The sequence below is a fragment of the Texcoconibacillus texcoconensis genome, from assembly GCF_014202575.1.
Taxonomy (GTDB): domain Bacteria; phylum Bacillota; class Bacilli; order Bacillales; family Salisediminibacteriaceae; genus Texcoconibacillus; species Texcoconibacillus texcoconensis.
In genome coordinates this window covers 66471-89073 of the sequence record NZ_JACHHB010000016.1, presented here as the reverse complement: position 1 = coordinate 89073, position 22603 = coordinate 66471, and the positions used below count along the sequence as shown (strand labels likewise).

Here is a 22603-nt window from a genome sequence, read left to right as displayed (position 1 = left end):
AGTTTGATGTCACTGACATCTTCATTGTTTCATTGACAGAATCTTAAATAAGATCCCGCTGGTCGCTTAGCTTTTTGTTTAGTTTTCAAAGGTCAATGTTTCCCGCTGTTATCGACAGCGACTTAACAAGTTTATCATCGACATTTCAATAAGTCAACACTTTTTTTCTTCCCTTCAAGAAAAGGGGGGTGAAATTTCGTGTTGTTTGTTTGTTTTTGTCGACTTTTAATAATATATCATGGTTTCTCGTAGATTGCAACAATAAAACAAAAATTATTCTATATGACGTTTTCTTTGTATTATTAATTATTGTTTTATTACTTCTGCTATATATTCATTTGTTTCTGATTTTAAATCTAACATTTCACCGTTTTCTAATCGGACTAACGGACGCATTTGTTCTTTCTGATCTACATAAATTACTTCTGCTAGATAACCGTTTGTTAGTCGAACTTGTGAACCAATTGAAATTGTATTTATTATTGAAATAAATTTCTCAACTATTATCGGATCTAACTTACCAAATTCATCTTTGTGTAGTTGTTCTAATACTTTAAAAGGTAATTGCTTGCTGCGATAATGTCTTTCTGTTGTCATTGCGTGGTACATGTCACAAACGGAAATAATTTTTGCGTAATGATGGATGACATCTACTTGATAACCCATTGGATAGCCACTACCGTCTAAGCGTTCGTGATGTTGTAAGACTCCTTGAAGAGCATTTTGTGAAATCCCAGGTAAGTCTTTGAGCATTTGATAACTATATAAAGGATGTTTCTTAATCTCTTTATTTTCACTTTCTGTTAGTGATCCCTTTTTATTTAAGATCTTAGGAGGAACTTTAGACATTCCGCAGTCAGCTAATAAACCGGAAATTCCTAATTGGATAATGTCTCCTGAAGATAAGTTCAGTTTTTCACCTAAACTTGCTGAAAGTATAGCAACACTGACAGCGTGATAATAATGGTAATCAGTTTTTGTGCCATAATGATGAAGTTGTGACAGTTCATATTTGCTTGGTCGATTTTCAGTAAAGACATTTAAAAACAGTTGACGTACTGCCCAAATATCAACTTTTATGCCTGATTGCCATGTTATAAACAATTGCTTATATTTTTGTACAGCTTCAAGATAACGGTCAATAAACGGTTGTTCTGCTACTGTCTTTGTTACTGGTTTTTCGTCTTGTTTTTTCTTTTTTTCTTTTTCATCAACGATTGTTTTTGAGGGTTTAAATGGTTTTCCATTAATTAATTTGGTTTCAACGGCTGCTGTTTCGACGAGAAAAGTTTTTAATATATGTATATTTTCTTCAGTCAAAACTGTCTTCTTGCGCATCAAAGGCATAGTTGTTCGTAGAAAAATGTCTTCTGATAATATACAACCAGGTTCCAATTGGTCAATATTCACTCGCATACTAAATCGTCCCCTTCAAAGTCATTACCTTAAACGTATCGGGAAAATGATGAAGCTGTCAAGATTTAACTATGCGCAAAACATTTTTTAGATTAGATTTTAGGTAACGTATCGTTTTGAACATATTAAGAAGACTGTCCACATAAAAAGGGAGACTCTTTATGCGGACAGTCTTTTCAGAATTGACTTTGCATAGATCACGAACATAGCGTTGATACTACGAAAGATCCTTCAACATTATTCTTCTGTTTTTTCAGGGTCTTCTTGCTCAACCGCTTCTTGGTCAGTCGTTTCTTCTTGGTCATTAGATTCTTGGTCAGTCGTTTCTTCTTCGTTTAATTCTTCATCCTCAGAATCATCAATATCTACACGCGCAACTGTCGCCACTTCTTCTTCATCACCAACGCGAATGAGGCGTACACCTTGTGTATTTCGACCTGTTTGAGAAATTTCGTTAATGTGCATTCTCATGAGAACGCCATTTGTCGTAATAAGCATTAAATCATGCTCTTCAGCCACGACTTTCAAAGAAACCAGTTCCCCGTTTTTATCAGTAATGTTGCATGTTTTAATCCCTTTACCGCCACGGCTTTGATCACGATATTCATCAATGTGTGTTCGTTTACCGTAACCTTTTTCGGTTACAATCAACACATGTTCACCGTCTTCGATCATATCCATACCTACAACATGATCGCCTTCATTTAAACTAATCCCCTTTACGCCTGCAGCATTTCGCCCCATAAAGCGTACATCTGTTTCTGGGAAACGAATAGACATACCATGTTTCGTTCCAATAATGAGGTTACGTGTGCCATCCGTTAGGCGTACACCGTGTAATTCATCATTTTCCTTCAAGTTGATTGCAAATAATCCACCACGGCGAATATTTGCAAATGCTGAAAGTTCAGTACGCTTAATAATCCCTTGTTTTGTTACGAAGAAGAGATACTCATCATCGCTGAATTCTTCAATTGGTATGACTGTACTGATGTACTCATCTTGCTCAATTTGAAGTAAGTTAATAATCGGTACACCTTTAGCAGTTCGCTTTAATTCAGGAATTTCATACCCTTTTAAGCGATACACTTTACCTTTATTCGTGAAGAATAGAATCGTTTGATGGGAATTTGTGATAAATAAATGTTCTACAAAATCATCACCATGTGTCCCCATCCCTTGAACACCACGGCCACCTCGTTTTTGGCTACGGTATGTGGAAACAGGTAACCGTTTAATATATCCATTATGGGTTAACGTAATAACGACATTTTCACGAGGAATTAAATCCTCATCTTCAAAGGAATTCTCGCCAATTGAAATTTTTGTTCTTCGTTCATCATTGAAACGTTCTTTAATTTCAGACATTTCTTCTCGAATGATTTCAAGCACTTTTTCTTCGTCAGCTAGAATCGCTTTTAACTCTTTAATACGTTCGACGAGTTCTGCATATTCATTTTCAACCTTTTCTCGTTCCAAACCAGTTAATCGTTGGAGACGCATATCTAGAATCGCTTGAGCTTGGTCATAACTTAGCTTAAATTCATTCATCAAACCTTCTCGAGCAATTTCTGTCGTCTCAGATCCTCGAATTAATTCAATAACTTGGTCGAGATAATCGAGTGCTGTGCGTAAACCTTCAAGAATGTGCGCTCTTGCTTCAGCTTTTCGAAGTTCAAACGCTGTACGACGGCGAATAACTTCTTTTTGATGGTCTAAATAGTGCGAAAGAATCGATTTGACATCTAACACTTTTGGCTCGCCATTGACGAGTGCAAGTAAGTTCATACCGAAACTCGTTTGTAGAGCCGTTTGTTTATATAAATTATTCAGTAAGACGTTGGCATTAACATCACGTCGTAATTCAATAACAATTCGCATTCCATTTCGGTCTGATTCATCACGTAAATCAGTAATGCCATCAATTTTCTTATCGCGAACTAGTTCGGCAATCTTTTCAATTAAACGTGCTTTATTCACTTGGTAAGGAATTTCGCTGACGATAATTCGAGGTTTGCCGTTATCCTCTTGAATCTCTGCGTTTGCTCGAAGTGTGATAGAACCTTTACCAGTCTCATAAGCTTTTCGGATTCCTGACGTACCTAAGATTTCAGCTCCTGTCGGAAAGTCAGGACCTGGCATTACTTGCATAATTTCTGGAATCGTAACATCTGGATTTTCACTTACCATTAATACAGCATCAATAACTTCCCCTAGTTGGTGTGGGGGAACGTTAGTTGCCATTCCAACCGCTATACCACTAGCACCGTTAACTAATAAGTTTGGAAAGCGCGCCGGGAGGACGATCGGCTCTTTTTCAGCACCATCATAGTTTTCCTGATAGTCAATTGTATCTTTATTAATATCCCGAACCATTTCATGGGAAAGTTTCGCCATTCTTGCCTCAGTATAACGCATCGCTGCTGCTGCATCACCATCGATCGACCCAAAGTTTCCGTGCCCATCGACAAGCATGTAACGGTGGCTAAAATCTTGTGCCATACGAACCATCGTTTCATAAACAGCTGAGTCACCATGGGGGTGATATTTACCGATAACTTCCCCGACGATACGTGCCGACTTTTTATACGATTTATCAGCGGTAATCCCTAATTCATTCATTGCGTATAAAATACGGCGGTGAACAGGTTTTAACCCATCGCGAACGTCTGGGAGCGCACGACTGACGATGACGCTCATCGCATAATCCATAAACGATGTTTTCATCTCTTGACTAATATTAATTTCTCTAACTTTCGAATGATCTTGCTCTGACATCGAATGAACCTCCGTTTCCCGTGCGGCAACTTGAAATGCCTATTGGTACATCGTTCTACCCGTACGAATTCGATATTGATAGCAATTCGAAGTGTTCCAACTGGGAAGAAGTGTAGTTTTATAAATCTTTTGGTGTTTTCTCATCTAGCTTCAGGCGCTATCGGCTCGAGATCACTTCGGTACGACACTTGAAGCTGACGTGCGCTTCTGCTTGTCGTCCCTCCAGTGCTTGTCGCCGATTGGCGAGCGCCTTGTGCTTTTCGAGTTAAATATCTAAATTTTTAACGTAATGTGCGTTTTCTTGGATAAAGTCTCGTCTTGGTTCTACTTTATCTCCCATTAACGTTTCAAAGATTTCATCAGCGACCATCGCATCTTCGAGGGCAACTTGTAGAACTGCTCGAACTTCAGGGTTCATTGTCGTTTCCCAAAGCTGAGATGGGTTCATTTCACCAAGACCCTTATAACGCTGAATCCCTGGCTTTGGATTGCTTGACATTTCAGCTAACTTCGGTTCAAGTTCATTTTCATGATAAACGTAATGAACGGCTTTTCCTTGTTTAATTTGATAAAGAGGTGGCTGTGCAATATAAATGTACCCTTCCTCAATGAGCGGACGCATATAGCGATAGAAAAAGGTGAGTAAAAGCGTTCGAATATGTGCACCATCAACGTCTGCGTCAGTCATAATAATAATGCGGTGATATCTCGCTTTAGAAATATCGAAATCGTCGCCGACACCGGTACCTAATGCCGTAATAATCGAGCGAACCTCATTATTGGACAAAATTTTATCAAGTCGAGATTTTTCTACGTTAAGAATTTTACCACGCAACGGTAAAATCGCTTGGAAATGACGGTCTCGCCCTTGTTTTGCAGACCCACCAGCTGAGTCACCCTCAACAATGTACAATTCACTGATTGAAGCATCTTTAGAAGAACAGTCAGCTAATTTACCTGGCAGGGAGCTCACTTCTAACGCTGATTTTCTACGCGTTAATTCACGGGCCTTCTTCGCTGCATCTCTTGCTCTAGATGCCATAAGCCCTTTATCGACAATTCGGCGAGCTTCCGTTGGGTTTTCGTTCATAAATTTCGCTAAAGCTTCACTAAACACCGAGTCCGTGATCGTACGTGCTTCACTATTTCCTAGTTTCGTTTTTGTTTGCCCTTCGAACTGTGGGTCTTCAATTTTCACAGAAATAATCGCTGTCAACCCTTCACGAACATCATCACCAACTAGGTTGGGGTCATTTTCTTTAAACAAACCGTTTTTACGAGCGTAATCATTAATGACACGTGTCAATGCTGTTTTAAAGCCAGATTCGTGTGTACCACCTTCATGCGTGTTAATATTATTGGCAAATGAATAAATATTGCTCGCAAAGCCGTCGTTATACTGCATCGCGACTTCAACAGTAAGCCCTTCTTTTTCGCTTTCAATATGAATTGGTGGTTCGTGTAACGGTTCCTTCGTACGATTCAAGTGCTCAACAAAGGAAGAAATCCCACCTTCATAGTAATAGGTTGAGGATTTTGGTTCTTCACGTTTGTCTTCGAATGTAATTTCTAATCCTTTATTTAAAAACGCCAATTCTCGAAGGCGAGTTGTTAGAATCTCCTCTTCAAACTCTACGGTTTCAGTGAAGATTTCTGGGTCCGGACTAAAACGAATCATCGTTCCTTGTTTTTCTGTCGTGTCGATCTCCTCTAATTCTGTTTGTGGAATTCCGCGAGCAAAGCGTTGGTAATGCACTTTTCCGTCAAGATGAACATAAACTTCAAGTGTTGTAGATAATGCATTAACAACAGATGCGCCAACACCATGCAAACCACCACTAACTTTATAACCACCGCCGCCGAATTTACCACCAGCGTGGAGAACAGTCATAATGACTTCAACAGCAGGGCGTCCCATCTTTTCATGCATACCAATTGGGATCCCGCGTCCGTTATCTTCAACTGTTACACTATTATCTTCTTCGACCGTTACAGTCACTTTGTCACAATATCCGCCCATCGCTTCGTCAATACTATTATCAACGATTTCCCAAACAAGATGGTGAAGACCCCGACTACTTGTCGTACCGATATACATCCCGGGACGCTTTCGGACCGCTTCCAAACCTTCTAACACTTGAATTTGACTTTCATCGTATGATTGTTGATCAATCGTCACTTTCTTCACCTACACTTTTGTGCAAAATTCATTTCTCTGCACATTTAATTTTCACTCAAATTCACTTTCATCCTCAAAGTCTGATGCTTGTTCTGCTCGTCGTTTTAAGGTCATTGACGAGATCGGTGACATATAGACTTTTTCCGTTGTGACCACAACAGATTTCGTCTCATCTTCAGTTACTTCAATTCGGTCGTCTTTTTCTTCAGAATAAGAGTTGACAAAATCTTGATTCACTTGTGTTGACCCTTGATTTTGACTCTCTAAGATCGCAACGATATCCCGCGAACGGATAACCGTATCACTACCAATGTGTACAAACATAGGCGCCACCTCACTTCTTTTTAACAACCTCTCCATTTTCAACCCTGAAAAGCTCTGCTTCGTTCAACGTCTTATGATCAATTCCATCAACACTTGTCGTCGTTACAAATGTCTGGACTTTGCCTTGAATTGTACTCAACAAATGAGACTGCCGATGATCATCTAATTCAGATAACACGTCATCCAATAGAAGGATCGGATATTCTTTAACTTGTTCGTGGATCAATTCAATTTCTGCTAATTTCAAAGAAAGGGCCACCGTTCGTTGTTGTCCTTGCGAACCGTATGTTTGCACATTTTTATCATTTACAATGAAACGCAAATCATCACGGTGCGGACCAACGAGTGTTGTCGCTCGCCTTTTTTCTTGATCTATCACGCTGTTAAACTGTTCTTGAAGTTTTTCCTCTAGTGTCGACAAATTCATAGAATTTGATACCTCTGCCGACGGAACGTACTCAATTTTCAAGTGTTCTAATCCACGGCTTATTTGCTCGTGAATGTCATTTGCCCATACTTGAAGTTTATTTAAAAAATCATATCGTTTTCGGATGACTTGTGCTGCTTCTGGAATTAACTGTGCAGTTAATACATCAAGCATGGCATCATCAAATGATTTCGAGTAAGCGTCTTTTAACAATCGGTTTCTTTGTTTTAATATTTTGTGATATTGAGATAAGTGATAAAGGTATATAGGACTGATCTGTCCCATCTCCATATCAATAAAACGCCGCCGTTCTTTAGGACTCCCCTTTACCAGTCGTAAATCTTCCGGAGCAAACATCACAATATTTAACGCACCAATATATTGACTGATCCGCTCTTGTTCAAGTCGATTTAATTTTACTTTTTTCCCTTGACTAGAAAACACCACTTCCAGATGAAGTGGCCCTGTGCGTTTTTTGATCTGTCCTTGAATTTTTGCAAAAGGTTCTTCCCAACGAATCAGTTCTTTATCTTTAGCCGTCCGGTGCGATTTTGTCATTGCTAAAACGTATATCGCCTCAAGTAAATTCGTTTTTCCTTGAGCATTCTCACCAATAATCACGTTAACATTATGATCAAATGTTAAGTCGGTTTTAGCATAATTGCGGTAGTTCTCATACGTTAATTGTTCAATATGCACGCAAGAACCCCTCGATTCATTCCTTTGTCACAACAAACGTGCCGACTTCAGAAATCGCCACGCTATCATTCGGATACAATTTACGCCCTCGTCTTGTATCTGGTTCGCCGTTGACCGAGACCGCAAACTCTTGAAGGTACCATTTTGCAGCTCCTCCTGTATCAATGAGACCAGCTTCTTTTAACAATTGACCGAGGGTGATATATGACGAAGTGATGTTTACATTTGTTTCCAACGGCGTTCACTCACTTTCATAAAACGTAGTTTATTCTCCGTACATGCTTTAACCGTCATAAAGCCTCACACTATATTGTACTAAAATATCCCGAAAAATGCTACACCCTTAAAATTTGGCGAGAAGTTATGAAAGAGACTGACTCTGTATATTTGTCAGCCTCTTTCTTTTCTTTACGCGACCAAAGAATCATTCTCCAGGGAGAATGATAAGTTTTTTAGTATGTTCGAACTGGACTAAATAGGTGAAGTGAATGATCGTGATCTGTTGGCTTTAATACAAACGGACTCATTGCACCTGTAAAATCAATTTTCACCTCTTCTGAATCAACAACTTTTAAGGCATCAATTAAATTCTTGCCATTAAACGAAATTCTTAAATCCTCACCAGACATTTCTTCACTCGTCACTTCTTCTGTTGCTTTACCAACTTCCGGAGTAACAGAAGTGATTTCTAACATTCCATTTCCGATTGTCTTTAAGTTAACAACATTATTTTTATTATCCTCAGAAAGAAGCATCGAACGCTCAATAGCACTTAAAAAGCGCTTTGATTGAAGTATGACACTCGTTTTTGCCTCCGTAGGAATCATATTTTCTGTAGCTGGATAATTCCCTTCAAGTAGGCGAGAGAAAAATAGAAAATGATCAGCTTTAAATAAAATTTGATTCTCACTAACGACAACATCTACTAACTCATCGCTGTCATTAAGCACTTTACTTAATTCCGATAAACTTTTTCCAGGTATGACGACATTAGAAAATGATAAACCGGAACTATTCGTATTAATTTTTGCTTTTCTCATTGCTAGTCGATGACTGTCGGTAGCTGAACAGGTCAACTGTTCATCATTTAATTGCCAATGCACCCCCGTTAAAATTGGGCGCGTTTCAGCATTAGACGTCGCGAAAACGGTTTGACGAATCAAGTTTTTTAATAAATCTTTTGGTATTTGAAATGTCTTATCTTCCTCAACTTGCGGTAAACGAGGATATTCTTCAGGGTCTAAACCATTCAAATTAAAGACAGCTGAGCCTGACATCACAGTCGTTGCAAATTGATCTTGAACACTAATTTCAACTGTTTCTTTGGGGAGTTTCTTGACGATTTCTGTAAAATACTTCGCTTGTAATACGATGCTTCCTTCTTCAAAAACTTCCACATATTGATGTTCTTCGTCTTCTTTCGGAATAAAATATTCGATCGATATATCAGAGTCACTTCCCGTTAAAGTCACGCCCTCAGCAGAAGCTTCTAGTTTCATCCCCGTTAAGATCGGAATCGTCGTTCGTTGAGAGATCGATTTAGCAACGTGCTGAACGCCTTGAACGAACTGATCTCGATGAACCTTGAATTTCATAATTTATATCCTCCTAGCTTTCTTCGCGTAAATTCTATTTTTCATGTCATCAAACAACAAGTATTGGCATATATATATATTATTTTAATTATTTTAAGTCGTAATAGAAGTATTAGGGGATGTGAACATGTGGAAAAGTGTCGAAAGAGTGCAGAGGACTGGAGTTATCCACTTGTGTATAACTTGTTGATAACCCCGTTAATTTCTATCCACTTATCAACAACCCATTTTTTAATGCGATTTTAATTGCTCAGATAAATCTTGAATTTGCTTTTGTAAATCTTGGTCTTCAGCCATCATTTTGCTGATTTTTTCGTGAGCATGAATGACAGTCGTATGATCTCGTCCACCGAACTCATTCCCGATTTTCGGTAAGGAACTTTCTGTCAATTCACGCGATAAATACATCGCAATTTGTCGAGGGAAAGCGACGGTTTTTGTTCGTTTTTTCGCTTTTAATTCTTCTACTTTTACGTCGAATTGTTCAGCGATCGTCTGCTGCACATCTTGGATCGTAATTGTTTTTGGTCCACTGTTGGTGACGATGTCTTTCAATGCGACAGCTGCTAAATCAGCATTCATATCTTGATTAATTAATGATGAATAAGCAACAACTCTTATAAGTGCACCTTCCAATTCACGAATGTTGGTATCAATTTGATTTGCGATATACAACATCACTTCATTTGGAATATCTAAATTTTCCGCTTTCGCTTTTTTCCTCAAAATTGCAATTCTCGTTTCTAAATCTGGAGGCGTAATGTCCGTGATTAATCCCCATTCGAACCGAGAACGAAGCCGATCTTCTAACGTTGGAATTTCTTTTGGAGGACGATCACTAGAAATAACGATTTGTTTACTTTCTTCATGTAAAGAATTAAACGTATGGAAAAACTCTTCTTGGGTTTGTTCTTTTCCTGCTAAAAACTGAATATCATCAATCAGGAGAACATCAACATTTCGATATTTATTGCGAAAATTAACGGCTTTGTTGTCACGGATAGAGTTAATAAATTCATTCGTAAATTTCTCAGATGATAAGTAAACAACTTTCGCATCTGGATTGTGGTCAATGACATAATGACCGATGGCATGCATTAAATGCGTTTTACCTAATCCGACGCCACCATAGATAAATAATGGGTTATAAGCTTTCGCCGGGGCTTCTGCTACTGCTAATGAAGCGGCATGAGCAAAGCGATTTCCACTACCGATAACAAAAGTGTCAAAAGTATATTTGTCATTCAACATGTTTTTTGGAGTGTCATTGTTTGTCTGTTCAACGGCTTGAGGCGCAGGTTTGCTTTTTTCAGTTAATTCGTCTTCAGAAATAGGTTCTTCTGTTGGAATCGTAAACTTCACTTGAACATGGTCGCCTAACAAATCATATAAAGTTTCAGAAATAATTCCAGAGTAACGATTTTCTAACCAATCTCTTGCAAATTCGTTTGGGGCGACGATCGTCAATGTTTCCTGATCAAAATGTTCAGCTTTTGTGGATTTTAACCATGTTTCAAAGCTGGGCTTACTTACTTTTTGTTCAATATGATTGAGGGCTTGTTCCCACAACTCTGTTAAATTCTGCAATCATCGTCCCTCCTTTAGTACAACGCGATGTATTATAACAGATAAACCGATTTTTAGTGTACTCCTAATTGCTGTACAAGGTTTGTACAACCTCTATGCATAAAGATGTATACGACATAAAAAATGTGTCGAAAAGTCCACAGTATATTATTATAGTAAGAGAACGAACAATACACATTGTACACAACGTTGTGGAAAAAACAATACAGATATGCAAATTTAGTTGTCCACAGGGTTAACATCTATGTGGATAAAAGTGAGTAGGTTTATCGGGTTTCCACGGGGTTAAACAAGGATATTGTACCAGTTAAACCCTGTTACTTCAAGGGGTCGGTGCGGTTATCCACATTCCCAACCGGTTGTGTGTTACTTTTATCCACAACACAAGATCATGTGTATAACTTGTTGATAACATTGTTGAAGACGAAGTGGAGGTGGAGAAGATTTATCCACAGATTTATTGGAGGAAGGAATAAGCAATAAATGAGGGGTAGACAAATGGGTAATATCAATGCGATACTTGACAACTGGAATAGACGTCCCATATAATTTACAAGACTGTCTATGACTGCAATTTTTCGCAGGAGGTGTATGACTAATGGGAAAACCGACATTTAATCCACATAATCGTCAACGTAAAAAAGTCCACGGTTTCCGTGCTCGTATGCGCACGAAAAATGGCCGTAAGGTACTAGCTAATCGTCGTCGTAAAGGTAGAAAAGTATTGTCCGCATAAGGCCGCTGATATTCAGTGGTCTTTTTTTCTCTTATTTAACGAGGTTTATCCGGAAATGGATATGGATCCGTATATCTTTATGAGGAAGCGAAGAGATTTATGACGTTTTAGAGAAGAGATTTTGAACAGAAAGAAAATAGGTTATAATGATAAGTGTTAGTTAATAAAGGGTTTAAAATCCTGTTTTGTATGATAGATGAGGGATAAGATGAAAAAAGAGTACCGTTTAAAAAAGAATGAGGAATTCCAAGAGGTCTTTAAAAAAGGGAAGTCTTTTGCGAATCGACAACTCGTTTTATATAAATGTGAAAATCAAAACCAGGAACACTTTAGAGTTGGTTTGTCAGTAAGTAAAAAAATCGGCAATGCCGTTGTGCGTAATCAAATAAAAAGGTATTTACGCGAGGCGATTCGTCATATGGACCCTCCTTTAAAAGGTGGGTATGATTATATCGTTATTGCCAGAAAACCGATCCGTAATATGAGCAGTAATGATATTCAAAAAAGTCTGCATCATGTAAGTAAAAAAGCGGGTGCTTTGGACCGTCGTAAGTAAAATCAGTATGGGTAAAAAGAGGTGTGAACGTTGCGAACGATTTTATTAGGCCTTATTCGTTTTTATCAACGCTTTATTTCTCGCTATACACCTCCGACGTGTCGTTTTTATCCGACATGTTCACAATATGGATTGGAGTCTATTGGCCGCTTTGGTCCATTCAAAGGCGGTTGGTTGCTGTTTAAACGAATGATAAAATGCCAACCATTTCACCCAGGTGGCTATGATCCAGTACCTGAAAAAGAACATGGGAAGACATAAATTTTCAGTAACTTTTTTAATTGTGCTCGTCTTAAGGCGGGGAAAAGTGATAAGATGATATAGGATTTATGCGGAAGCAAGGAGGAAAAGCGTGTGTCAAGAAAAATAGCATTGTTAGCAGTTTTATTGGGTGTAATGATTGTCATGACCGGCTGTTTCAATATTGACCAACCGATTTTAGCGGAAAATGGGGGTATATGGGATTCTTATTTTGTGTACCCGTTGTCATGGTTGATGACTACGTTAGCTGAAACATTTGGTAATAGCTATGGTATCGCGATCATTCTTGTTACGATCCTTATTCGTTTGCTCATTTTACCATTAATGATTAAGCAAACGAAAAGTACAAAAGCGATGCAAGCGATCCAACCTGAAATGGAAAAACTACGTGAGAAGTACAGTGCAAAAGACCAACAAACACAGCAGAAATTACAGCAAGAGATGATGCAACTGTTCCAACAACATGGTGTTAACCCACTTGCGGGGTGTTTACCGATCTTTGTACAAATGCCGATTTTGATTGGGCTTTATCATGCAATTATTCGAACACCGGAAATTAACCCAGATATTTCAGAAAAATATTCGCATTATCAGCCAGAACAATTCCTTTGGTTCGAACTCGGTAGTGCAGACCCTTATTTCTTATTGCCGATTATTGCAGCAGCAACGACATTTATACAACAAAAAATGATGATGGTTAACGTCAATAATCCGCAGATGAAAGTGTTATTGTATTTAATGCCGATTATGATCTTAGTATTTGCGATGTTCTTCCCAGCAGCATTAGCATTGTACTGGGTGATTGGTAACTTATTTATGATTACTCAAACTTACTTCATTACTGGTCCGAATGTAGGCAAAGACAAAAACGATGCCAATACGGGGGGAGCGAGTAAAAAGTGAAGAATGTAACGGTTTCGGGGAAAACGATCGAGGAAGCTGTTGATGCTGGATTGGACAAACTAGAAGTCGAGAAAGAGAATGTTAATATTAAAGTCATTGAAGAACCCCAAAAAGGTTTTCTTGGTTTAATAGGCAACCGTCCAGCTATTGTTGAATTGACCCTTAAACCTGATCCTTGTCAGGAAGCGTTGAACTTTTTAAGGGATACGATTGATAAAATGGGCGTTGAAGTCAGCATTGAAAAAGAGGAAGTAAAAGACGGATTCGTTTTCCAAATAACCGGCGAACAAATTGGCATCTTGATCGGAAAACGAGGACAAACCCTCGACTCGTTACAATATTTAGTCAACCTTGTTGCGAACCGCTATGCTAACGAGTACATTCGCATAACGCTCGATGCAGAGGGGTATAGAGAAAGACGTAAACAAGCTTTAGAACAGCTAGCTGAGCGTATACGCAATAAAGTGTTAAGAATGAAGAAAGAAGTACGTTTGGAGCCGATGAGTGCACAAGAAAGAAAAGTCATTCATACAACATTGCAAAAAGACGGTGACGTCAAAACGTTTTCTTCAGGTGAGGAACCAAACCGGCGAATTGTTGTAGCTCCGAAATAATACGTACCAAATGAAGTGCCACCTCGTTGTGGCACTTTTTCTACATTCATCGTGTATATTCGATCATTTTCAATTATTAATGACTCAAAGGTGTAATTGTCGATGAAATATGACAAAGTGCTAACGGTACCATTTCCGGGGTGTGAAACTGTTCATCCTTTCAACAACCTACCCTTTATGGTATTCTAATGTCTTGGATAGGATGTTATGATTCGCTAAAGTCGTGAGATGATATATATTGAAGTACAAAAAAGAAGGCTCTTTTCGTAAACGATGTTGTTTTTGAAAAACTCGGAGAAGCGAAAGGTGACGACTTCAAGTTGATAAAATGCAGCTACGTCCACCGTGTCGTTTGCTCTAAACTGTGGACATTGATTCCGTTATTCACTTGGAAAAGGGTGGTTGTGGGCTTTTTACAGACATGAGTTCCGCTATTTGCAAAAAATTTTCCTTTATTGTCTGCAACAGAGACGATGAACGGAACATATGTCCGTGACCGTTACGGGGAAACCCGAACCACGATCCAACTGTAGCTAATCCGAGTGTGAACGAATTCTTTAAAAAGCAATCTTTCAGAAAACAGCCAAAAAGAAAAAGGAGGTGAGGGTGTGGAATTTGATACAATAGCAGCGATTTCGACGCCAATGGGGGAAGGAGCTATTGGTATCGTTCGCATTAGTGGAGATCAAGCACTTGATATTGCTGACCAAATATATGTTGGTCGCCATTCCCTTAAAGAAGTATCTTCCCATACGATTCATTATGGGCATATCAAAGACCTAGATAACGATGAAGTCGTAGATGAAGTAATGGTTACGGTGCTGCATGCCCCAAAAACATTTACTCGCGAGACGATCGTTGAGATCAATTGTCATGGGGGGATCGTACCTTTAAACCGTGTACTCCAGTTGTCTTTAAGGTACGGTGCAAGAATTGCTGAACCAGGTGAATTCACAAAACGTGCATTTATGAACGGTCGAATCGATTTATCACAAGCTGAAGGTGTGATGGATTTAATTCGTGCAAAGACGGACCGAGCAATGAATGTTGCGATGTCGCAAGTGAAAGGTCGTTTGAAAACGAAAATTGAGTCACTTCGCCAAGCGTTACTTGAAACCGTTGCTCACGTAGAAGTGAATATTGATTACCCAGAATACGATGCTGAAGAAATGACATCTGATATATTACGTGAACGTGCTTCTTATGTGGAAAAGGAAATTGAAAAGTTGTTACGCATGTCTCAACAAGGGAAAATTTTACGAGAAGGCTTGTCGACAGTTATTATTGGTCGACCAAATGTGGGGAAATCTTCTTTGCTAAATAGCCTTGTAAATGAAAAGAAAGCGATCGTAACCGATGTGCCAGGTACAACAAGAGATGTTATTGAGGAATATGTCAATATCCGCGGTGTACCGTTGCGATTGTTGGATACAGCAGGGATACGTGAAACAGAGGATGTCGTTGAAAAAATCGGTGTCGAAAGGTCACGTGAAGTTGTTAAAGAGGCAGAGTTAGTATTGCTTGTTTTAAACCATCACGAACCATTAACAGAAGAAGATGAGCAGTTATTCTCAATCAGTGAACATAGAGATCGTATTGTGATCATGAACAAGACAGACCAAGATCAGAAGATTGATATGGATGCTGTCTACGAAAAAGCTGGTTCATCTCCAGTTATTTCCACATCCTTGATTGAAGATAAAGGGATTGAACAATTAGAAGAAGCGATTGCTAATCTGTTTTTTACTGGGGAGTTAGAAGCGGAGGACTTTACGTATGTTTCCAATTCACGCCACATTGCATTATTGCATCAAGCAAAGGATACAGTTGCTCAAGCAACGACAGCACTTGATGAAGGGTTACCGCTAGATATGGTTCAAATTGATGTGACGAGAACATGGGAGCTGCTCGGGGAGATCATTGGTGACAGTGTAAATGAAAGTCTGATCGACCAACTCTTTTCTCAATTTTGCCTTGGAAAGTAAGGGTTCAGACAGCAGGAAAAAAGGAGGAATGGATCAATGCGTTATCAAGGCGGAGAATATGATGTTATCGTTATTGGAGCCGGGCATGCAGGAGTCGAAGCCGGCCTTGCAGCTGCAAGAATGGGCTCCAAAACATTAATTTTGACACTCAACCTCGATGCAGTCGCTTATATGCCCTGTAATCCATCTGTCGGGGGGCCAGCTAAGGGAATTGTTGTTCGAGAAATTGATGCACTCGGTGGCGAAATGGGACGAAACATAGATAAAACGCATATTCAAATGCGTATGCTTAATACAGGAAAAGGACCAGCTGTACGAGCACTGCGCGCGCAAGCGGATAAATTCATGTATCAGCACGAAATGAAAAAGACCTTGGAAGATGAACCAAATATCCAACTTCACCAAGGAATGGTCGAACGTTTAATCGTTGAGAATGGGATTTGTCACGGGGTCGTGACGCAAGCGGGTGCTGAGTTTAAAGCGAAATCGGTCGTTATCACTACGGGGACGTATTTGCGAGGAAAAGTTATTCTCGGCGACCTGTCATATGAAAGTGGTCCGAACAATTCGAAGCCATCGGTTAATTTAGCGTATCATTTGAAAGAATTAGGATTCGATATGGTTCGTTTTAAAACAGGTACCCCACCGCGAGTTAATAGCCGCAGCATCGATTATGATAAAACCGAAAAGCAACCAGGTGATGAAGAGCCACGCGCCTTTTCATATACAACGACAAAATACATTACTGATCAATTACCATGTTGGTTGACATATACAAATGAACAAACTCATGAAATTATTAACAATAATTTAACTCGCTCCCCGATGTATTCAGGGATGATTGAAGGGACAGGGCCGCGTTACTGTCCTTCCATTGAAGATAAAATTGTTCGTTTCAATGACAAGCCACGACACCAGATTTTCCTTGAACCAGAAGGACGACACACGTCAGAAGTATATGTTCAAGGGTTATCAACGAGTCTTCCTGAAGATACACAAGAAGAAATGCTTCGAACAGTACCTGGCCTAGAGAATGCCCGCATGATGCGTTCTGGCTATGCGATTGAGTATGATTCGATCGTTCCGACACAACTATGGCCAACTTTAGAAACGAAGCGGATTGAAAACTTATTTACTGCAGGGCAAATTAACGGTACGTCAGGATATGAAGAGGCTGCAGGACAAGGAATTATGGCCGGCATTAACGCTGCACGTAAAGTGCAAGGCCAAGAACCAGTCATCCTGGACCGTTCGCAAGCATATATCGGCGTCCTTATCGACGATTTAATTACCAAAGGGACAAATGAACCGTATCGATTACTAACATCGAGAGCCGAGTATCGTTTGCTGCTGCGCCATGACAATGCTGACCTCAGGTTGACTGAATTAGGTCATGAAATCGGGCTCATTGATGATGATCGTAAGAAGCAATTTGATGAAAAAAATGCAGCAATATCTTCAGAAATAAAGAGGTTGTCTAAACAAATCATTAAACCAGGTGAAGAAGTACAAACGATGTTAGAAAACGTAGGCTCATCTTCTCTAAATGACGCCGTATCAGCATCTGTGTTATTAAAGCGCCCTGAAGTCAGCTATAATGATATCGAAACACTGACGACGGCACCTGAACCATTAAGTGAAGAAGTGAAAGAACAAGTCGAGATTCAAATTAAGTATGAAGGGTATATTGCAAAACAATTAGAGCAAGTTGATAAACTAAAGAAAATGGAAAACAAAAAAATCCCTGAAAATCTTGACTACGATGCAATTAATGGATTGGCGATTGAAGCGAAACAGAAACTTTCCGAAGTCCGCCCGCTTTCGGTGGCGCAAGCATCACGAGTATCAGGTGTTAACCCTTCGGACATTTCAATTTTACTTGTATATTTAGAGCAAGGTCGACTGCAACGAGTCGATGAAAATGCATCGAGCCAAGCTATAGGCGACAGGGAGTAATGGAGGCGACTCATGAATCGGGATCAATTTCGGGATCGTTTGAAACAACATCATATTGAATTGAATCAAGAACAGCTTGAACAATTCGATTTATATTATCGTTTTCTTGTTGACTGGAACCAACGAATGAATTTAACATCGATTACAGATGAAGAAGAAGTGTACTTGAAGCATTTTTACGACTCAATAACAGCTGTTTTTTACGCAAATATTGATTCTTCTCCAAGAGTTGTCGATGTTGGAGCGGGTGCAGGTTTTCCAAGTTTGCCGATTAAGATAGCTTTTCCTGATTGGAATGTAACTATTGTCGACTCATTAAATAAACGAATAACCTTTTTAAATGCACTAGCATCAGAGCTTGATTTAACAGGTGTGGCTTTTTATCATGATCGAGCTGAGGCATTTGCTCAAAAGAAAGAACACCGTCAATCGTATGACGTCGCCATGGCCCGTGCCGTGGCACGTCTTCCAGTGTTGAGTGAATTGTGTCTTCCTCTTGTGCGAAAAGGTGGAACATTTGTCGCCATGAAAGGTTCCGAAGTACAAGACGAATTAACAACCTCAAATGAGGCAATTCGAAAATTAGGTGGGGAAATTGTTAATCATCATTCATTATCTTTACCTGAAGGCGGCGGTGATCGGAACATCATCATTATGAATAAACAACACGATACGCCGAAAAAGTATCCACGTAAACCAGGTATGCCTAATAAACAACCCTTATAACCGTTTCACGTGAAACGTTGGAAATATTATCATAATTTACCGCAGAAAAAGAAGGATAAATTGGTCGAAAGCCCGAATCTAAAGAGTAGCTAGCTTTTTGAAGGTGGTGTCGCGATGAAGCATTCATTTTCCCGTATATTAGGGTTGAACGATAAAGAGGAGAAGGTGGAAGCAAGCGAGAAGGATGAAGTAAAAGATTTGCCGGTAGCCGATATTATACCAAATCGCTTTCAGCCGAGAACGATTTTTCAGGATGAGCGAATTGAAGAACTGGCACAAACGATAAAAACACACGGCATGATTCAACCAATTGTCGTACGTGAACAAGAAGATGGGTACGAGTTGATTGCTGGTGAACGTAGGTGGCGAGCAGTCCAACTTCTAGGGTGGGAAACGGTCCCAGCTGTTGTTCGTGAATTCAATGATTCGCAAACGGCATCGGTCGCTCTTATTGAGAATTTACAACGGGAAGGGCTTACTGCAATTGAAGAAGCGACGGCCTATCAAAGACTTCTTGAACTGCATGGGTTAACACAAGAAAGCTTAGCTCAACGACTAGGAAAAGGGCAATCGACCATTGCGAACAAACTTCGTTTACTTCACCTTCCCCAGTCGGTGCAAGATGCTTTATTGAATCGAACGATTACGGAACGGCACGCACGCGCCTTAATTGCTCTGGAAACCCTTGAGGAACAAGAAGCAGTCTTGAAGAAAGTGATCGAACAAGAGTTAAACGTTAAGCAAACGGAAGCCCAAGTAGCTAAAATGAAGGAAAAGAAAGAACCTAAGCCAAAGCCTGTTCGTAAAAGTGTATCTAAAGATACGCGCTTAGCTTTAAACACGATTCGCCAATCTGTAGATATGGTTATGAAGACAGGAATGGATATTGATACCGATGAAGAAGACCATGAAGATTATGTTCAATTTACAATTCGTGTACCGAAGAAGTAATAGAATGTTTTCAATCTACTTGTTAAAGGGTCGACTCCTAATTTTGTGAACAAACTGTCTAGCAGCACCGAAAAGCTGCTTAATTGAGTTTGTTCACAAGGGGGTCTGACCCTTTTATTTTATAATATGTTTTCCATATTTATTTTATACTTGAATGAATTTCATAATTCACTTCCTTAAAAATGAATATAAAAACAGAATGAAATGATATTATCATTGTATTTTTAAACTGGCAAATTAGTAATTTAACGTACAATGCAGCTTCGTTGGACTGCATCTGCTCCTGCGATTACTCGTCGCAAAAAAGAATTGCTCGCTTTCCGCGGGCAATGCTTCAGCCTCCTCGTTGGGAAGTTCGGCTAAGTTCGCAACGTCCTGTTGCAACGCCGAACTGACCCACGTCCTGTGCGCCTCTGCGGGGTCTTCAGCTATTGCTATTCCCGCAGGAGTCTCGCAGATTCCGTCCAACTACGCTGTAGCGTTATATAAAAAAGTAATGAAATTCAAATTAAACACCTTTTCATTTAAGCTACTGTTTGACTCTTTACAGATTTATGATTTAAACGTGCACTTGCCAACTTCATTCCATTGTAAAACATTGTTGTTAAATCAAATTGGACTTTCGCTCGTTTGCCAGTACGATACCTTACATTATTTAGCTGAAAGAACTCTTTTAGATATCCAATAACTCGTTCAACGGAACTACGTTCCTTGTAACGTTCTTTCCAGGCTAGAGAACCACGTGCAGGTGCACTAAGGCGGACGCTTTCTCAAGGGCTTGTCTTCAGCTAAATTTAGCTCCACAAACCGTCGCTGAATTGGATCTTCAGACTGCGCTTATCCTTTGGGCGTCACCGCCTTTCGTTTCAATTACTCGTTTCAAAAACGAACGTTAATCTTCGTGATGTTGGTTAAAACCCTTCATTATGAAACTGGTTCACATGCATGAGTTTCTTAAATCGGAGCCCTGCCTCGTCAGTGATGCGTGATTCTGAGGAGAGGCATTGGTTGACTGTGATAACGAAGAAAAAACAGGGGCGAATGTCACACCGTCCGCCTGTACTCAAGTGGTGTGCATTTGGACTGAAGCCCTAATAACAACATTTGATACGAAAATGATGTAGGGATGATTAGCGAGATTCATTCACATAGGAAAGATGTCCTGTTTACAAAAATTTTTGTCACTCTTTGTAAGGCATAATGACATTTTCATGATAAAATAGACAACAGTGAAACATCAGCCACGAAAAAGCAAGCGATGAGTTAGGTAGGTGAAAAGATGGGGAGAATCATTTCAATTGCGAACCAAAAAGGAGGCGTCGGGAAAACGACGTCAGCTGTCAATTTAAGTGCATGTCTAGCACATGTTGGTAATCGTGTATTAATGGTTGATATTGATCCACAAGGAAATTCCACGAGTGGCGTGGGTGTTGATAAGGGAGATGTAGACCAGTGTATTTACAACGTTCTTGTAGAAGAATGTGGTGCTGAAGAAGTAATCGTCGAAACGTCTATGCCCAACCTTGATGTATTACCGTCGACGATCCAATTAGCTGGTGCGGAGATTGAACTTGTTCCGACCATTTCCAGGGAAGTTCGGTTAAAAAAAGCCTTGGAAGAAGTGTCTGAAAAATATGATTATATCGTCATTGATTGTCCGCCATCTTTAGGATTACTAACATTAAATTCTTTAACCGCATCACACTCCGTACTCATCCCTGTTCAATGTGAGTATTATGCTCTTGAAGGGTTGAGTCAATTACTCAATACAGTACGACTCGTACAAAAACATTTAAATCACGATTTAGTGATCGAAGGTGTTCTACTAACGATGCTCGATGCGCGGACAAACTTAGGTATTCAAGTGATTGATGAAGTGAAAAAATACTTCCGAGAGAAAGTCTTTCAAACTGTGATTCCACGAAATGTCCGATTAGGAGAGGCACCAAGTTATGGGGAACCAATTATAAAATATGACGCACGTTCTAAAGGTGCGCAAGTGTATGTAGACTTAGCGGAGGAGGTTGTTGCCAATGGCTAGAGGGTTAGGAAAAGGTATATCGGCATTCTTTCCTGACGCTGAAAGTGAGTCTGTACAAGATGAACAAATAAAAGAAGTCTCACTTAGTGAATTAAGACCGAATCCGTATCAACCACGAAAATCTTTTTCTGATGAATCAATCAATGAATTGAAAGAATCGATTCAACAACATGGGGTTTTACAACCACTGATTGTTCGCACGAGTATTAAAGGTTATGAAATTGTCGTTGGTGAACGGCGTTATCGTGCTGCAAAAGAGGCAAAATTGGAAACCATCCCTGTTGTTATCCGTGATTTAACGGACGATCAAATGATGGAAATGGCCTTGATTGAAAATATTCAGCGTGAGGACTTGAATCCATTAGAAGAGGCCAAAGCATATCAAAAGTTATTGGAACATGCACAAGTAACGCAAGAAGAGTTAGCGCGTAAACTTGGTAAAAGTCGACCGCATGTTGCTAACCACTTACGTTTGCTCCAACTTCCTGAATTAGCGCAATCGTACATTGCTGAAGGGAAATTATCGATGGGGCATGGTCGTGCATTATTGGGGTTAAAATCTCAAGATGCGTTAGCGCCACTCATTCAAAAAGTCATTAAAGAGCAGTGGAGTGTGCGTCAATTAGAAGAATGGATTCAACAAAAAAATGATCGTGTTTCACGTGAAACGAAAGAACGAGAGCCGAAATTAAGTCCATTTTTAAAAGAAAAAGAAGCGACGCTTCGAGATTATTTTGGGACAAGCGTTTCGATAAAACCAGGTAAGAAAAAAGGGAAAATCGAAATAGATTATTTTTCAGAAGATGATCTAGAAAGAGTATTGTCCCTTTTGCAACAACAGGAACAAGAATAACTTGATATTTTGACTC

Annotated in this window: 19 protein-coding genes and 1 pseudogene; 11 read left to right on the top strand and 9 right to left on the bottom strand. The window is 39.6% G+C overall.

Annotated elements, in window-relative coordinates; genetic code table 11:
* Positions 1–306: 306 nt before the first annotated feature.
* The 8 genes from HNQ41_RS14725 to dnaA form a co-directional block, all read right to left on the bottom strand.
* Positions 307–1416, bottom strand: coding sequence for an HD-GYP domain-containing protein (locus HNQ41_RS14725; protein WP_184665197.1), 1110 nt, complete (start codon positions 1414–1416; stop codon positions 307–309).
* Between the two features lie 237 nt (positions 1417–1653).
* Entirely contained in the window at positions 1654–4194 is a 2541-nt protein-coding gene (gene gyrA, locus HNQ41_RS14720; RefSeq protein ID WP_184665196.1) for a DNA gyrase subunit A, read from the bottom strand.
* A 265-nt stretch (positions 4195–4459) separates the two neighbouring features.
* Positions 4460–6373 carry a DNA topoisomerase (ATP-hydrolyzing) subunit B gene (gene gyrB / locus HNQ41_RS14715; protein ID WP_425506991.1) on the bottom strand — a complete coding sequence of 638 codons (1914 nt, stop codon included), beginning with the start codon at positions 6371–6373 and terminating at the stop codon, positions 4460–4462.
* 51 nt (positions 6374–6424) lie between these two features.
* Positions 6425–6697, bottom strand: coding sequence for an extracellular matrix regulator RemB (gene remB, locus HNQ41_RS14710; protein ID WP_184665194.1), 273 nt, complete (start codon positions 6695–6697; stop codon positions 6425–6427).
* A 10-nt stretch (positions 6698–6707) separates the two neighbouring features.
* Entirely contained in the window at positions 6708–7823 is a 1116-nt protein-coding gene (recF, locus tag HNQ41_RS14705) for a DNA replication/repair protein RecF (RefSeq protein WP_184665193.1), read from the bottom strand.
* Positions 7824–7839: 16 nt separating this feature from the next.
* Entirely contained in the window at positions 7840–8058 is a 219-nt protein-coding gene (gene yaaA / locus HNQ41_RS14700; RefSeq protein ID WP_184665192.1) for a S4 domain-containing protein YaaA, read from the bottom strand.
* Between the two features lie 217 nt (positions 8059–8275).
* Entirely contained in the window at positions 8276–9418 is a 1143-nt protein-coding gene (gene dnaN / locus HNQ41_RS14695; RefSeq protein ID WP_184665191.1) for a DNA polymerase III subunit beta, read from the bottom strand.
* Positions 9419–9649: 231 nt separating this feature from the next.
* Positions 9650–11005, bottom strand: coding sequence for a chromosomal replication initiator protein DnaA (gene dnaA / locus HNQ41_RS14690; protein ID WP_184665190.1), 1356 nt, complete (start codon positions 11003–11005; stop codon positions 9650–9652).
* 598 nt (positions 11006–11603) lie between these two features.
* Between dnaA and rpmH the strand changes: the two genes are divergently transcribed.
* From rpmH to noc, 9 genes are all read left to right on the top strand, one after another.
* A complete protein-coding gene (rpmH, locus tag HNQ41_RS14685) occupies positions 11604–11741 on the top strand; it encodes a 50S ribosomal protein L34 (protein WP_184665189.1) in 138 nt (45 codons plus the stop codon).
* A 208-nt stretch (positions 11742–11949) separates the two neighbouring features.
* A complete protein-coding gene (gene rnpA, locus HNQ41_RS14680; RefSeq protein WP_184665188.1) occupies positions 11950–12297 on the top strand; it encodes a ribonuclease P protein component in 348 nt (115 codons plus the stop codon).
* 30 nt (positions 12298–12327) lie between these two features.
* On the top strand, positions 12328–12558 hold the full coding sequence (yidD, locus tag HNQ41_RS14675) for a membrane protein insertion efficiency factor YidD (protein ID WP_184665187.1): 231 nt from the start codon (positions 12328–12330) through the stop codon (positions 12556–12558).
* A 93-nt stretch (positions 12559–12651) separates the two neighbouring features.
* Entirely contained in the window at positions 12652–13461 is an 810-nt protein-coding gene (gene spoIIIJ, locus HNQ41_RS14670) for a YidC family membrane integrase SpoIIIJ (RefSeq protein ID WP_184665186.1), read from the top strand.
* Positions 13458–14075, top strand: a complete 618-nt coding sequence (gene jag, locus HNQ41_RS14665) for an RNA-binding cell elongation regulator Jag/EloR (RefSeq protein ID WP_184665185.1) — start codon at positions 13458–13460, stop codon at positions 14073–14075. The genes spoIIIJ and jag overlap by 4 nt, the downstream gene beginning before the upstream one ends.
* A gap of 608 nt (positions 14076–14683) precedes the next feature.
* Positions 14684–16060 carry a tRNA uridine-5-carboxymethylaminomethyl(34) synthesis GTPase MnmE gene (gene mnmE, locus HNQ41_RS14660; protein WP_184665184.1) on the top strand — a complete coding sequence of 459 codons (1377 nt, stop codon included), beginning with the start codon at positions 14684–14686 and terminating at the stop codon, positions 16058–16060.
* A 36-nt stretch (positions 16061–16096) separates the two neighbouring features.
* The gene (gene mnmG, locus HNQ41_RS14655) at positions 16097–18016 is read left to right on the top strand and encodes a tRNA uridine-5-carboxymethylaminomethyl(34) synthesis enzyme MnmG (protein WP_184665183.1); all 1920 of its coding nucleotides are present in this window, start codon (positions 16097–16099) and stop codon (positions 18014–18016) included.
* 12 nt (positions 18017–18028) lie between these two features.
* On the top strand, positions 18029–18742 hold the full coding sequence (gene rsmG / locus HNQ41_RS14650) for a 16S rRNA (guanine(527)-N(7))-methyltransferase RsmG (RefSeq protein WP_184665182.1): 714 nt from the start codon (positions 18029–18031) through the stop codon (positions 18740–18742).
* Positions 18743–18856: 114 nt separating this feature from the next.
* Complete coding sequence (noc, locus tag HNQ41_RS14645) at positions 18857–19693, top strand: nucleoid occlusion protein (RefSeq protein WP_184665181.1); 837 nt, start codon at positions 18857–18859, stop codon at positions 19691–19693.
* A gap of 524 nt (positions 19694–20217) precedes the next feature.
* Here noc and HNQ41_RS14640 read toward each other — a convergent pair.
* Positions 20218–20454, bottom strand: a pseudogene (locus HNQ41_RS14640) (transposase); the annotation flags it as partial.
* Positions 20455–20972: 518 nt separating this feature from the next.
* On the opposite strand from HNQ41_RS14640, the gene HNQ41_RS14635 reads away from it, so the two are divergent.
* On the top strand, positions 20973–21734 hold the full coding sequence (locus HNQ41_RS14635) for a ParA family protein (RefSeq protein ID WP_184665180.1): 762 nt from the start codon (positions 20973–20975) through the stop codon (positions 21732–21734).
* On the top strand, positions 21727–22587 hold the full coding sequence (locus HNQ41_RS14630; RefSeq protein ID WP_184665179.1) for a ParB/RepB/Spo0J family partition protein: 861 nt from the start codon (positions 21727–21729) through the stop codon (positions 22585–22587). Before HNQ41_RS14635 ends, HNQ41_RS14630 begins: the two co-directional genes overlap by 8 nt.
* Positions 22588–22603 lie beyond the last annotated feature (16 nt).

Excerpts from the sequence above, each read along its gene's own strand:
- HNQ41_RS14725 (WP_184665197.1), bottom strand. The coding sequence starts at position 1,416 with ATGCGAGTGAATATTGACCAATTGGAACCTGGTTGTATATTATCAGAA.
- gyrA (WP_184665196.1), bottom strand. The coding sequence starts at position 4,194 with ATGTCAGAGCAAGATCATTCGAAAGTTAGAGAAATTAATATTAGTCAA.
- remB (WP_184665194.1), bottom strand. The coding sequence starts at position 6,697 with ATGTTTGTACACATTGGTAGTGATACGGTTATCCGTTCGCGGGATATC.
- dnaN (WP_184665191.1), bottom strand. The coding sequence starts at position 9,418 with ATGAAATTCAAGGTTCATCGAGATCAGTTCGTTCAAGGCGTTCAGCAC.
- rpmH (WP_184665189.1), top strand. The coding sequence starts at position 11,604 with ATGGGAAAACCGACATTTAATCCACATAATCGTCAACGTAAAAAAGTC.
- rnpA (WP_184665188.1), top strand. The coding sequence starts at position 11,950 with ATGAAAAAAGAGTACCGTTTAAAAAAGAATGAGGAATTCCAAGAGGTC.
- mnmG (WP_184665183.1), top strand. The coding sequence starts at position 16,097 with ATGCGTTATCAAGGCGGAGAATATGATGTTATCGTTATTGGAGCCGGG.
- rsmG (WP_184665182.1), top strand. The coding sequence starts at position 18,029 with ATGAATCGGGATCAATTTCGGGATCGTTTGAAACAACATCATATTGAA.
- noc (WP_184665181.1), top strand. The coding sequence starts at position 18,857 with ATGAAGCATTCATTTTCCCGTATATTAGGGTTGAACGATAAAGAGGAG.
- HNQ41_RS14635 (WP_184665180.1), top strand. The coding sequence starts at position 20,973 with ATGGGGAGAATCATTTCAATTGCGAACCAAAAAGGAGGCGTCGGGAAA.
- HNQ41_RS14630 (WP_184665179.1), top strand. The coding sequence starts at position 21,727 with ATGGCTAGAGGGTTAGGAAAAGGTATATCGGCATTCTTTCCTGACGCT.